At 68.5% G+C, this 12,706-nt stretch carries 13 protein-coding genes and 2 pseudogenes; 4 read left to right on the top strand and 11 right to left on the bottom strand.

Annotated features, from left to right (window positions below; all coding sequences use genetic code 11):
- On the top strand, positions 1 to 882 hold an 882-nt coding region (gene denD / locus MBELCI_RS16370), incomplete at its 5' end, for a D-erythronate dehydrogenase (RefSeq protein ID WP_110546592.1).
- Between the two features lie 17 nt (positions 883 to 899).
- Positions 900 to 1,655, top strand: coding sequence for a FadR/GntR family transcriptional regulator (locus MBELCI_RS16365; RefSeq protein WP_021695353.1), 756 nt, complete (start codon positions 900 to 902; stop codon positions 1,653 to 1,655).
- Here the strand turns inward: MBELCI_RS16365 and MBELCI_RS16360 are convergent.
- From MBELCI_RS16360 to MBELCI_RS22765, 7 genes are read right to left on the bottom strand one after another with little or no spacing between them, the layout of a single operon-like run.
- Positions 1,652 to 2,527, bottom strand: coding sequence for a DMT family transporter (locus MBELCI_RS16360; protein ID WP_021695352.1), 876 nt, complete (start codon positions 2,525 to 2,527; stop codon positions 1,652 to 1,654). The genes MBELCI_RS16365 and MBELCI_RS16360 overlap by 4 nt on opposite strands.
- A complete protein-coding gene (locus MBELCI_RS16355) occupies positions 2,527 to 3,243 on the bottom strand; it encodes an SDR family oxidoreductase (RefSeq protein ID WP_021695351.1) in 717 nt (238 codons plus the stop codon). Before MBELCI_RS16355 ends, MBELCI_RS16360 begins: the two co-directional genes overlap by 1 nt.
- 10 nt (positions 3,244 to 3,253) lie before the next feature.
- Positions 3,254 to 4,747 carry a UxaA family hydrolase gene (locus MBELCI_RS16350; protein WP_021695350.1) on the bottom strand — a complete coding sequence of 498 codons (1,494 nt, stop codon included), beginning with the start codon at positions 4,745 to 4,747 and terminating at the stop codon, positions 3,254 to 3,256.
- 53 nt (positions 4,748 to 4,800) lie between these two features.
- Positions 4,801 to 6,396: a TRAP transporter large permease gene (locus MBELCI_RS16345; protein WP_021695349.1), complete on the bottom strand. Its 1,596-nt coding sequence runs from the start codon at positions 6,394 to 6,396 to the stop codon at positions 4,801 to 4,803.
- Positions 6,396 to 7,235, bottom strand: coding sequence for a TRAP transporter small permease subunit (locus MBELCI_RS16340; RefSeq protein ID WP_021695348.1), 840 nt, complete (start codon positions 7,233 to 7,235; stop codon positions 6,396 to 6,398). The genes MBELCI_RS16345 and MBELCI_RS16340 overlap by 1 nt, the downstream gene beginning before the upstream one ends.
- Before the next feature lie 51 nt (positions 7,236 to 7,286).
- Positions 7,287 to 7,964 carry a TRAP transporter substrate-binding protein DctP gene (gene dctP / locus MBELCI_RS16335; RefSeq protein WP_369385478.1) on the bottom strand — a complete coding sequence of 226 codons (678 nt, stop codon included), beginning with the start codon at positions 7,962 to 7,964 and terminating at the stop codon, positions 7,287 to 7,289.
- The gene (locus MBELCI_RS22765) at positions 7,892 to 8,299 is read right to left on the bottom strand and encodes a type 2 periplasmic-binding domain-containing protein (protein ID WP_021695346.1); all 408 of its coding nucleotides are present in this window, start codon (positions 8,297 to 8,299) and stop codon (positions 7,892 to 7,894) included. Before MBELCI_RS22765 ends, dctP begins: the two co-directional genes overlap by 73 nt.
- Positions 8,300 to 8,466: 167 nt before the next feature.
- Here MBELCI_RS22765 and MBELCI_RS16330 point away from each other — a divergent pair, with 167 nt between their 5' ends.
- Positions 8,467 to 9,162: a GntR family transcriptional regulator gene (locus MBELCI_RS16330; protein ID WP_021695345.1), complete on the top strand. Its 696-nt coding sequence runs from the start codon at positions 8,467 to 8,469 to the stop codon at positions 9,160 to 9,162.
- Positions 9,159 to 10,004 (top strand): fumarylacetoacetate hydrolase family protein, encoded by an 846-nt coding sequence (locus tag MBELCI_RS16325; RefSeq protein WP_021695344.1) that lies wholly within the window; start codon positions 9,159 to 9,161, stop codon positions 10,002 to 10,004. The genes MBELCI_RS16330 and MBELCI_RS16325 overlap by 4 nt, the downstream gene beginning before the upstream one ends.
- A gap of 34 nt (positions 10,005 to 10,038) precedes the next feature.
- On the opposite strand, the gene MBELCI_RS16320 is transcribed toward MBELCI_RS16325, so the two are convergent.
- The 4 genes and pseudogenes from MBELCI_RS16320 to MBELCI_RS16305 form a co-directional block, all read right to left on the bottom strand.
- On the bottom strand, positions 10,039 to 10,974 hold the full coding sequence (locus tag MBELCI_RS16320) for a 2-hydroxyacid dehydrogenase (RefSeq protein WP_045320367.1): 936 nt from the start codon (positions 10,972 to 10,974) through the stop codon (positions 10,039 to 10,041).
- A 166-nt stretch (positions 10,975 to 11,140) separates the two neighbouring features.
- Positions 11,141 to 11,758, bottom strand: a pseudogene (locus MBELCI_RS16315) (hydroxypyruvate isomerase family protein); the annotation flags it as partial.
- Positions 11,758 to 12,402, bottom strand: coding sequence for a 3-oxo-tetronate 4-phosphate decarboxylase (gene otnC, locus MBELCI_RS16310; protein ID WP_021695341.1), 645 nt, complete (start codon positions 12,400 to 12,402; stop codon positions 11,758 to 11,760). The gene otnC and the pseudogene MBELCI_RS16315, both read right to left, overlap by 1 nt.
- Positions 12,399 to 12,607: pseudogene (locus tag MBELCI_RS16305) on the bottom strand (nucleotide-binding domain containing protein). The gene otnC and the pseudogene MBELCI_RS16305 overlap by 4 nt, the downstream one beginning before the upstream one ends.
- Between the last annotated feature and the right edge of the window lie 99 nt (positions 12,608 to 12,706).

The raw sequence follows: 12,706 nt of genomic DNA, 5'->3' as shown, positions 1-12,706 counted from the left end.
CGCGAGATCTCGGGCCTGACGCCTGGCCGACATCGCCCGCCCCCGACCCGCTCGATGCGCCCTTCGACGTCGCCACCACGCCGTGCGACCATCACCGACCGCGCCGCGGTCGACGCGCTCATCGCGCCGGGCTTCGACGCGGTGTTCCTGCTCGCCGCCGTGGTCTCGTCGCATGCCGAGGCCGAGTTCGAGGACGGCATGAACGTCAACCTGCACGGAGTGCTGGGCGTGCTGGAGGCGCTGCGCCTGCAGGGCCGCGCCCCGGTGCTGGTCTTCACCTCGTCGCTCGCGGTGTTCGGCGGCGAGGTGCCCGACCCGATCCGCGACTGGACCATCCCGAACCCGCAGACCTCCTACGGCACGCAAAAGGCGATCGGCGAGCTTCTGGTCAACGACTACTCGCGCCGGGGCTTCGTCGATGGCCGGACCCTGCGCCTGCCGACCATCTCGGTGCGGCCGGGCCGCCCCAACCGCGCCGCGTCGTCGTTCATGTCCTCGATCATCCGCGAGCCTCTGGGCGGCGAAGAGGCCGTCTGCCCGGTCGATCCGGATTTCAAACACTACTACCTGAGCCCGCGGCTCTGTGTGGAGAACCTCATTCGCGGCGCCGAGATCGAGGCCGCCGATCTGGGCCGGAGCCGGACCATGATCATGCCGGGCCGCACCCTCACCATCGCCCAGATGATCGAGGCGATGACCGCCGTCGCCGGGCCCGAACCGGCCAAGCTCATCCGCTTCGAGGATGACCCGGCGATCCGTGACATCGTGTCGGGCTGGCGTTTTGACTACGATCCTGCCAAGGCGCTGGCGCTCGGTCTGAAAGCGGATGACAGCTTCGAGGACAACGTGCGCCATTATCTCGAGGACGACCGGCCTGCCTGAGCCGGAGAAAGGAACGCGTGAAGCCCATCGTCCAGACCCCGCGCTACCGCCTCGTGGCCGACGAGATCACCGCCGCGATCCGCGCGGGCGATCTCGCCCCCGGCGCCAAGATGCCCGCCGACAAGGATCTGGTCGAACGTCTGGGCGTCAGCCGCACCACGGTGCGCGAGGCGATGATCGCGCTGGAGCTGATGGGCTATGTGGTGACCCGTTTCGGCGCCGGCGCCTTCGTCGCCGACACGCTGCCCGACGCGCCATCCGAGCCCCCCGCGCAGCCCGGCTTCTACGAGCTGGTCGAGGCGCGCTACCGGATCGAGCCCGAGATCGCCGCCGCCGCCGCCCCCTTCATCGGCGCGCAGGATCTGGCGCATCTGCGGGATCTCGTCACCGGCATGGCCGACCCCGATCTCGGCCTCGCGCAAGTCGAGCGGCTCGACCGCGACTTTCACGTCGCCATCGCGCGCGCCACCGGCAATTCGGTCTTCGTGGGCATCGTCGAGGCGTTCTGGCGCGCCCGCCGGCGTTTTCCCGAATGGACCCGCGCCAACAACCGCCGCGACGCCGCCGACGTGGCGCGCTTCTACGAGGCCGAGCATCTCGCCATCCTCGACGCCTTTGCCGCGGCCGACGCCGAGGCCGCGCGCCGCGCCATGCGGGTGCATTGCCGCAACTCCGGCCAGCCGCTGCTCGATCGCTGGCGCGAGCGCGAGGAGGGCGGCGCGCCCGACGCCCGCGTCGCCGACCGCATCCGTGCCTGGGGCAGCGGCAGCTAGCGCCGCTCGCGGTTCCAGATATAGCCCCCCGCCCCGACGATGATCGCCCCGCCCAGAAGCGTCCATGCGGTGGGCCATGTGGCAAAGACGAGGATGCTCGCCAGCGAGGCGAAGATGATCTGGATATAGACCACCGGCGCCAGGAGCGAGGCATCGGCGAAGCGATGCGCCACCGTGGCGAAGATGTGGCCCACCCCCGCGAAAAGCCCGATCGCGCCGAGGATCACGCCCTCGAGCAGCGTCGAGGGCCATTGCCAGACCGGCAGCACCAGCGGCGCGATCACCAGCGTCGACAGCCCGCTCGACCAGAGCTGGCTCGTCGCCGTGCTCTCGGCCCCGGCGATCATCCGCGTCAGCACGAAGTAGAGCGACGCGCAGCTCAGCGCGCCCAGCGACAGGATCATCGCCGGGTGGAACGCCGCCCCCCATGGCTGCACCACCACCAGCACGCCCGTGAACCCGACCAGCACCGCCACCAGACGTCTTATGCCGACCCGCTCCCCCAGGATCGGGATCGACAAGAGCGTCACCGCGATCGGCCCCGCGAACATCACCGTCGTGGTGATCGTCAGCGGCAGGTAGTTGAGCGCCGTGAAGTTGAGGAACGTGCTGCCCAGCAGGAAGCCCGAGCGCAGGAATTGCAGCACCGGGTGCGCCGAGCGGAACCGCGCCAGACCGCCCTGCGGCATGTAGAGCAGCAGCGACAGCACCAGATGCCCCGCATAGCGCGCGAAGACCACCTGCAGCGGCGCGATGCCCGCGAGGATCAGCCATTTCGCCGACGTGTCCACGCAGGTGAAGAACGCGACCGCGCAGGCCATCAGCACCAGCCCGAAGCCGGTCCGCTCCTCGCGCGGATGCACCGCCTCCATCAGCCGTTGGCCCAGCCGCCATCGATGATGTGCGCCTGTCCCGTGGTAAATCCCGCCTCGTCCGAGCCCAGATAGACCGCCAGCGCCGCGACCTCCTCGGGCGTGCCGATCCGACCCATCGGCTGGCGCGCGATGAAGCCCGAAAGCGCCGCGTCGTAATCCCCTGTCGCGCGCAGCCGCTCGTGCAGCGACGGGCTGTCGACGGTGCCGGGGCAGATCGCGTTGGCGCGGATGCCTTGGGTGACGAAATCCTTGGCCACCGATTTGGTCGCCGCGATCACCGCGGCCTTGGTTGTGCCATAGACGAAGCGGTTCGGCGCCGAGAGGATCGACGAGCAGACCGAGGCGATGTTGACGATCGCGCCGCCGCCCCGCTCGACCATGCCCGGCAGCGCCGCCTGCATCGCGTGAAACTGCGCCCGCACGTTGAGCGCGAAGGCAAAGTCGAGATCGGCGTCGGTCGCCTCGAGGATCGAGCCGCCATGCACCACGCCCGCGCAGTTGACGAGGATGTCGGGCGCCGCGTCGCGCACCGCCGCCTGCAGCGCCGCCCGATCGGTCACGTTGAGCGCGCGGCCGCCGAGATCCGCCACCTTGTCGCCGTCGAGATCGGTCGCCGTGACCTGCGCCCCCTCGCGGGCATAGGCCTCGGCGATGGCCCGCCCGATCCCCTGCCCCGCCGCCGTGACGAAGGCGCGCTTGCCTGCCAGTCTCATTTCTCTCTCCTCACATCACCGCTCCGACCTGCCACGGGACGAACTCGTAATCGCCAAGCCCCTGTGCCTCGGATTTCGACTTTTCCCCCGAGGCCATGCGCAGCCACGTCTCGTAGATCTCGCGCCCGACCGCCTCGACCGTCGCACCGCCCGACAGGATGCGGCCCGCGTCGATGTCCATGTCCTCCTCCATCCGGGCGAACATCTCGGAATTGGTCGCGATCTTCATCGAGGGCGAGGGCTTGGCACCAAAGGCCGAGCCGCGCCCGGTGGTAAAGGCCACGAGGTTGCAGCCGGACGCGATCTGCCCGGTGACGCTGGCCGGATCGTAGCCGGGGCTGTCCATGAAGACGAAGCCCTTTTCGGTCACCGGCTCGGCGTAGCGGTAGACGCCGTTCAGAGGCGTGGTGCCGCCCTTGGCCGCCGCGCCGAGCGATTTTTCGAGGATCGTCGTCAGCCCGCCCGCCTTGTTGCCGGGCGAGGGGTTGTTGTCCATCGAGCCGCGGTTGCGCGCGGTATAGTCGCGCCACCACTCGATCAGCCCGATCAGCTTCTCGCCCACCTCGGGCCGCGCCGCGCGCGCGGTCAGCAGATGCTCGGCGCCATAGATCTCGGGCGTCTCGGCCAGCACCCCGGTGCCGCCCTGCGCCACCAGGAGATCGCAGGCGTACCCCACCGCCGGGTTCGCGGTGATCCCCGACCACGCATCCGAGCCGCCGCATTGCAGCGCCACCATCAGATCCGAGGCCGGGCACGCCTCGCGCCGCGCGTCGTTCACCACGGGCAGCATCTCCTCGATCGCCGCGACCCCCGCCTCGACCGTGCGGCGCAGCCCGCCGACATCCTGGATGTTCATCGTGCGAAACAGCGGGCCGGGGGTGAGGCCGTACGCCTCGATCAGCCAGTCGATCTGCATCATCTCGCAGCCCAGCCCCGCCATCAGCACGCCGCCGACATTGGGGTTGCGCGCATAGCCCCAGAGCGTGCGCTGCAACAGCTCGAACCCGGTGCCGTCGCCGCCCATGGCGCAGCCGGTGCCATGCACGAAGGCCACGACGCCGTCGACATTGGGATAGGCCGCCAGCCTCTCGGGCGTGAAGGCCTGCGCGATCAGCCGCGCCGCGGTGGCCGAGCAGTTCACGCTTGTCAGCACCGCGATGTAGTTGCGCGTGCCGACCCGCCCGGTGGGCCTGCGATAGCCCATGAAGTGATCGCGGCGCGAAGGCGCGGAGGCGGGCCGCAGGTTCGAGCCGAAGGCGTGCTCGTGGTCGATGTCGCGAAAGGCGAGGTTGTGGACATGCACATGCGCGCCCGCCGCGATGTCCTCGGCGGCATAGCCGATCACCTGCGCGTATTTGGTGACCGGCGCGCCCATGGCGATCGAAGAGAGCGCCATCTTGTGGCCGCGCGGCACCGGGGTCGTCGCCCCCTCCTCGCCGGGGGCCAGCGCGCGGCGCGCGGTGGCGACGTTATCCGAGGCGTCGAGGCGGATCAGGGCGGACATGGGACAGGTCTCTCGAATGGGAGGGGCGGGCCGTCATGGCCCGCCCGGTTGCTCTAGAGGAACACCGACACCAGCGGCGGCCAGATCAGCAGCAAGGACAGCGCCACGAGCTGGATCGCGATGAAGGGCAGAAAGCCGCGGAAGATGTCGGTGAGCGAGATGTCGGGCGGCGCCACCGATTTGAGGTAGAAGGCCGCCGGGCCGAAGGGGGGCGACAGGAAGCTCACCTGCATGTTCATGCAGAACACCACCCCGAACCAGATCGACAGATGCGCCGGATTCAGCTCTCCGAACAGACCGATCTCCTCGATCGGCAGCCGCAGGATGATCGGCAGGAACACCGGGATCACCAGAAGCACGATGCCGACCCAGTCCATGAAGGCGCCGAGCACCAGGAAAATCGCCATCATGATCAGGATCACCCCCATGGTCGGAAGGTCGCTTCCCACGATGGTCGAGGCGATGAAGGTCGGGCCACCGGCGATGGTATAGGCCCCCGCCAGCGCCGTCGCGCCGATCGTCACCCAGATGATCGTGCCCGTGGATTTCAGCGTCCGCTTGAGCGCCTCGGCCAGCAGGTTGAAGCTCATCTCGCCCCTGAGCGTCGCGATCACGCCGACCGCGATGACGCCCATGCCGGCGGCTTCGGTGATGCCGGTGATGCCGCCATAGATCGAACCGAGCACCACGCCGATCACCACCATCGGCCCGACGAGACCCTTGCCCATCGACCACGAGGTGCGGAACCGCTCGCGCCCCATCACGCCGAAGATCAGTGCGACGGCCACCAGCACCACGGCCCCGAAGATCACCACATAGGCGGGCGTGCCGAAGGCGATGGCCTCGACCCCTTCGCGCGCCGTGTTCTGGCCCGTCAGGGTCAGGAACAGCGCGCGCAGGAACAGCGCCGTGGCGAAGCCGCCGATGAGGGTCAGAAGGAAGGTGCCGAAGAGCTTGCGCTTTTCGGCAAGTTCCGGCTCGCCGATCTCGGGCTCGGGCAGCGGCGCGAGGCCTGGGTTCAGACGGGTGCGCACCACGATGTAGATGATGAAGAACGAGGCGAGGATGAAGCCCGGCAGGAAGGACGCGGTGAACAGCGCCTTGATCGACGTTTCGGTGATCAGCCCGTAGATGATCAGCACGATCGAGGGCGGGATCATCGTTCCGAGCGAACCGCTGGCGCAGATCGTGCCGATCGCGAGGTTGCGATCGTAGCCGAGCCTGAGCATCTGCGGCAGCGCGATCAGGCCCAGGAGCACCACCTCGCCGCCGATGATCCCCGACATCGCGGCCATGATCACGGCCATGATCGAGGTGACGATGGCGATGCCGCCGCGCGTGCGGTTGAGCCAGACATTGAGCGAGTTGTACATCTCGGCGGCGATGCCGGATCGTTCAAGCAGGTTCGCCATGAAGATGAAGAGTGGGATCGAGATCAGCACGTAATCCGTGAGCAGCCCGTAGATCCGCTGCGCGAGGATGTTGAGCGGCCCGGTTCCGAAGCTGGAAAACAGCAGGTCGGGGCCGAACTTCATCACCAGCACGCCGACCGCGAGGATCGCCGAGGCAAAGCCCAGCGGCATGCCGATCGCCAGAAGCCCCAGCATGGCGAGAAGAAGCAGGGTCGAAATGGTTCCGATATCGAACATCAGTCGTGTCTTCCCTGTTCATGCTGCGCGCGCGCGGTCTGGATCATTTCCTCGACCTCGTTCTCGTCGATCACGCCGTGGCTTTCGGGGCCCTTGCGCCAGTCGGCGATCAGGTTCGCCACCGCCTGCAGCGCCACCAGCACCATCACCAGAAGGATCAGCGGCTTGAGCGTCGCGGGGATCGGCGGGTCGAAGGCGGTGCCGAAGGTCTCCCAGCGCAGGAACTTGTCGCGCGCCTCGTTCCACGAGCCCCAGAGCATGGCGGCGGCAAAGAGGCAGATCAGCGACGTGGAGATCACGTCGCAGACCCGCTGCACCCCGCGCGGCAGCACATCGTAGAGAAGGTAGATGCGGATATGGCTGCGCTGCTGCATCGCATAGAGCCCCGACAGCAGGAAGATGAACCCCGCCATCCAAAGGCTCATTTCGTTGGCCCAGAGCGTCGGGCGCTCGAACACGTAGCGCAGCGTGACCTCATAGGCCATCACCGCCACGAGGATCACCACGAGCAGCATCGTCACCCGGCCCAGAAACAGGCTCAGCCGGTCCACCGGGGTCTCGATCACGCCTTCGCCGGCGGTGGTGCGCACCGCGCGCAGCCCCATGAGAAGCGTGACCACCGCCCCCGCCAGAAGCGCAAAGTCGATCGCCCCCGCCGTCAGGTAGCCCGAGTTGAGATTGTCGTTCGCCAGCCCCGCGAAGATGATGAATCGCGGGAAATACCAGACCAGCCACGCCATGCAGGCGATGAACGCCGCAGGCCATGCCATGTCCCTGATCGTTGTCGTCGCCTTGCTGACCACGGCCATCTCCCCCTGCGGCGTGTCGTCGTCTTTCATGCGCGCCCCCCGGACGCGCCGGGGGCCGCGGCGGCTGTCACGCCGGGCCGGTCACTCGGTCGAGATCAGGCCGAGCTGCTGCATGAAGGCGGTGTGGCTGTCGACGAGCGCCTTGGTCTCGGGCGTCCTGGTGGCCCAGTCGGCCCAGGCCGCCTGCGCCGCGTCGCGGAACACCTTGCGGTCCTCGTCGGACCAGTCGTAGAGCGTGACACCCTTCTCGCGCAGCTCCGCCGCCGCCTCGTTGTTGGCGACCTCGAAGGTCAGCGCGGTCTGGAAGGCAAGCTTTTGCATCGCGGTGTCGATGATCCGCTTGTTGGCGTCGCTCAGCCCCTCCCACTTGTCGAGACGGCAGGCGAGGTGGTCCGAGGGCATCGAGTGAAAGCCCGGGAAGGTCGCGTGCTCGACGAGGTCGTAAAGCCCGAGCCCGACATTGTTGGCCAATCCGCTGGCGTCGGCCCCGTCGATGATGCCGGTCTCCAGCGCGGTGAAGATTTCGGTGAAGTCCATCACCACGGGCGAGGCGCCCAGATTGGCGAAGATCTCGGTCTCCATCCCCGGCGGCGAGCGGAACTTCCAGTCCTTGAGGTCCTCGGGACCCGCGAGCGGCTTTGACGACGACATGGATTCCTGACCGTAGATCCACCAGCCCACGAGCTTCATGTTGAACTCGTTGTAGAGCTCGTCGCGGTCTCGAAGCCGCCATTGTAGAGCCACGCGTATTGCTGCCATGGCGTGTCGTAGCCGCCCATGATGTCGCCCACGAACTGGAAGGCGGGGTTCTTGCCGGTCTGGTAGGCGCCGCCGGTCATGTCGCAATCGAGAATGCCGTTGGCGGCGGCGTCGAAGGCCTCGACGGTCTTGACCACCGAGGACGAAAAGAACATCTCGACGTCGATCTCGCCGCCCGACATCACCTCGATGTCGTCGGCGAATTGCTGGGCGAGCCTGCCCGATTCCGTCTCGGGCGCGTAGTGGGTCTGGATCCGCAGGGTTTCCTGCGCGGCGGCCGGCAGCGCCATCGCCGCCAGCAGCGCCGCGGACAGGCAAAGTCTCACATTGGTCATCGCTTCCTCCCTTCGGCGGCCCGGTGCCGCCCTTTCCCGCATCGACCCTTCTCCTCCCCGAGATGGTATACCAGCGGCAAGCTCACGCTAACGAGAGGGACCTCGACAGACAACAGATTTTTGGTATACCAGATGCGATTGGCTCAACTGCCCAAGAAACGGACGAAATGACCGACGCCACCCTGCCCGAGCAGATCGCCCTGAAGCTGCGCCGGGACATCCTGCGCGGCACCCTCGCGCCGGGCGATCCGATCAAGGAACGCGACAACGCGCTCGATCTCGGCGTCAGCCGCACGCCCCTACGCGAAGCGGTGCGCATCCTCGCCAAGGAGGGGCTGGTGCTGCTGCGCCCCTCGCGCAGCCCGGTGGTCGCCGATCCTTCGCTCAAGGAGGTGCGCGACGCGGTGGTGGTGCTGCAGGCGCTCGAGACCCTGTCGGGCGAGCTGGCCTGCCGCGAGGCGTCGGACGCCGAAATCGCCGAGATCCGCGCCCTGTTCGAGCGTCACCACGCCCTGAGCGAGACCGCCGAGGGCGACGCGCTGATCGAGCTCTTTGAGGTCGACATGGCGTTCCACACCGCCATCGCGCGCGCCTCGCACAACCCGGCGCTGGCCGAGACCCACGCCGCCTATCTCGCGCGGATGTGGCGGCAGCGCTACCTCTCGGCGGTGCAGCGCCGCGCCCGCGAACGGGTCCGCTCGCAGCATGAGAACATCGTGCTCGGCCTCGAGGCGCGCGACCCCGCCCGCGTCGGCGCCGAGATCAACGCGCATCTCGCCGCCCTCATCAACAATCTCACCCGCCTGTTCGAAGCCCGCGAGGCGGGGCGCGACACGACCAGCAACGAAAGGGACATCGAATGAAACTGCTGCGCTACGGCCCCGAGGGCCACGAAAAGACCGGCCTTCTGGACGCCGATGACCGGGTGCGCGACCTCTCGGACCACCTGCCCGACCTCGCGGGCGAGGCCGTGTCGACCGAAAGCCTCGCGCGCATCGCAGGCCTCGACCCCGAGAGCCTGCCGCTGGTCGAGGCGCCGGGCCGCATCGGCGCGTGCCTCTCGCGCGTGCCGAACTTCTTCTGCATCGGGCTGAACTACGCCAAGCACGCCGCCGAGACCGGCGCGCAGCCACCCAAGGAGCCGATCATTTTCAACAAGGCGACCTCGGCGCTGTCGGGCCCCTTCGACCCGGTGATCATCCCGCGCGGCTCCGAAAAGGCCGATTGGGAGGTCGAGCTCGGCGTGGTGATCGGCCGCGAGGCGCTCTACGTCTCCGAGGCCGACGCGCTCGATCATGTGGCGGGCTACTGCACGATCAACGACGTCTCCGAGCGCGCCTTCCAGATCGAGCGCGGCGGCCAGTGGATCAAGGGCAAGTCGGCCCCCACCTTCGGCCCCGTCGGCCCGTGGCTGGTGACGGCGGACGAGATCGCCGATCCGCAATCCCTGCGCGTCACGCTCGATCTCAACGGCGAGCGGGTGCAGGACGAGACCACCGGCGACATGATCTTTACCGTGGCCCAGATCGTCAGCCACATGTCGCAGTTCATGAAGCTGGTGCCCGGCGACATCATCGCCACCGGCACCCCCTCGGGCGTCGGCATGGGCATGAAACCGCAGCGCTTTCTCAAGCCCGGCGACGTGATGGAGATCGAGGTCGAGGGTCTGGGCCGCCAACGGCAGGAGGCCGTCGCCGCCGAGTGAGAGGCACCGCCGGGGGCGACCCCGGCAGCCCGCTTCAGTTCACCGGCGTCAGCAGGTCGCGCCCGTCGAGAAACGCCGCGATGTTGTCGCGCTGCAGCTTGCCCATCGCGGCGCGGGTCTCCTGCGTGCCCGACCCCTGATGCGGCTGCAGCACCACGTTCTCCAGCGCGTGAAACCGCGAATCGACGCGAGGCTCGTCGCGGAACACGTCGAGCCCCGCGCCCCCCAGACGCCCCGCCTCCAAAGCATCCAGAAGCGCGCCTTCGTCCACCGTCGAACCGCGCGAGATGTTGATCAGCACGCCGTCCGGCCCCAGGGCCTCGATCACCTCGCGCGAAACGTAGTTCTCGGTCTCGGGCCCGCCGACCAGCGCCACGACGAGGTAATCGACCGACGCCGCCAGATCGACCGGATCGGCATGGTAGCGCCAGCCCGGCGTCTCCTTTTCCGAGCGCGAGTGGTAATGCATCTCCATCTTGAACGCCGCCAGCCGGTCGGCGATGTCGCGCCCGATCCGGCCCAGCCCCATGATGCCCGCGCGCCGCCCCGAGACCTTGCGGTTGAGCGGGAATTCCTCGCCACCGGCCCAGGCGCCCGACCGCACATGCGCGTCGCCCTGCCGCATCCGCCGCTGCTGCATCAGCAGCATCGCGGCGGCGAGGTCGGCCACGTCGTCATTGAGCACGTCGGGCGTGTTGGTGACCCGCACCCCGGCGGCATCCGCCGCGCCCACGTCGATCGCGTCATAGCCCACGCCGTAATTGGCGATCACGCCGAGCTTCGGCAAAAGCGCCATCTCCTCCGCGCCGAACGCATGATGCCCCTTGTAGGCCACGCCGCGCACCTGCCCCCGCTCGGCCTCGGGCATGTCGCGCATCGCATCTAGGCTCGCGACGACCCGCGCGCCCATCTCGCTCAGCCCCTCCATGTCGGTCTCGGTATAGCTCCCGATCGCCAGTATCCCGCTCATGCCGTCCCCCCTGCCCGCTCTTGCGGGAATGCGTCCATCCATCCAAGGCCATCCTCGGTCCGTCCCGAGCGCGGCCTGTATTCCGCACCAATCGGCGCGTCCCAGCCAGATCGCGGATCGCCGCGATCAGGTTGGGATAATGCAGCTCGCCGCCATCCGGCTCGCCGCGATCCGGCACGCCCGCGATCTGCACATGGCCGATCATCTCGCGATGCGTCTCGAAGCGGCGAATGAGGTCGCCCTGCATGATCTGCAAATGATAGCAGTCGAACATGATCTTCAGCGTGTCGGACCCCACCGCCGCCACCGTCGCCGCCGCCTGCTCGATATGGCTCAGGTGATAGCTTGCCACGTCGCGCCGGTTGATCGGCTCGATCAACAGCCCGATGCCGCGCGGCGCGGCGAGATCGCAGGCCGCGCGCAGCGTGCCGCGAAACAGCGCCTCGGCGGCGTCGAAATCGGTGCTGCGCCCGGCCATGACATGCACGTTGCGCGCGCCGATCTCGGCGGCATAGTCGAGCGCATGCTCGATCGCCGCCTGCGCCTCGCGCTCGCGGCCCGGCACCGCCGCCAGACCGAAATCCCCCGAAGCCGTGTCGCCCGGCACGGTGTTGATCCCGAGCATCTCGAGCCCCGTCTCGTCGAGAGCCGCGCGCACCTCGCGCGCCGGGGTGTCATAGGGAAAATGACACTCCACCGCGCCAAAGCCGTGACGCTTGGCCGCGCGGATCGCCTCGGGCAGCGCGCGGTCCGTGAACAGAAATCCCAGATTGGCCGAAAACATCAGTCCCACTCCACGTCGAATGTCGTCACCACGTCGCGGATCTGCGCCTCCGTCAGCATCCGCGGGTTCGCCCCGCGCAACAAGAGCGCCAGCTTCGCCGTCTCCTCCAGTTCCTCCATCGCATAGACCGCCGCCTCCAGATCGCGGGCCGCCACCACGGGGCCGTGATTGGCCAGCACCACCGCCGCGCGTTTGCCCGCCAGCCCGCGCACCGCGTCGCCCATCGCCGGGTCGCCGGGCCGGTAATAGGGCAGCAGCTTCACCTTGCCCAAACGCATGATCGAATAGGCGGTGAGCGGCGGCAGCATGTTCTCGGGGTCGGTCTCGGGCAGCATCGACAGCGCCACCGAATGGGTCGAATGCAGATGCACCACTGCTCCGGCGGTGCCGCGCGTCTCGTAGAAGGCCGCGTGCAGCGGCATCTCCTTGGTCGGCTTGTCGCCCGACACGTGCCGCCCCTTCGCGTCGAACCGCGCCAGCCGCGCAGGATCGAGGGCGCCGAAACTCGCCCCCGTGGGCGAAACCAAGAGCCCGCCATCCTCGCAGCGCGCCGAGATGTTGCCCGACGCCCCGCCGGTCAGGCCGCGCGCGAAGATTGAAGCCGCTTGGGTGCAGATCGCCTCGCGCAGGCGGGCCTCGCTCATGCTCCGCGCCCCAGCATCGCCTCGGCTTCGGCAAAGAACCCCGGCCCCCCGAAATTCCCTGATTTCAGCGCCAGTACCAGATCCGGACCCGCGCGCAGGCAGGGCACGCCCGCCGCGATCTCCGGCCCGATCTCGAGCGCGTCGGCGCCAGCGCCTCGACCACCGCGCCCGAGGTCTCGCCGCCCGCCGTGATCAGCCGCGTCACCCCGCCCGCGACCAGCGCGCGCGCCGTCTCGGCAAAGAACCCCTGACCCGCGCCGCCACCGCCTCGCGGCCGAACCGCTCCTGCGCCGCGCGCACCACG

The organism is Limimaricola cinnabarinus LL-001, from assembly GCF_000466965.1.
In the GTDB taxonomy this organism is placed as follows: domain Bacteria; phylum Pseudomonadota; class Alphaproteobacteria; order Rhodobacterales; family Rhodobacteraceae; genus Limimaricola; species Limimaricola cinnabarinus.
Note: the sequence above shows the minus strand (reverse complement) of the source record. Positions and strands in the feature narration are given on the sequence as shown.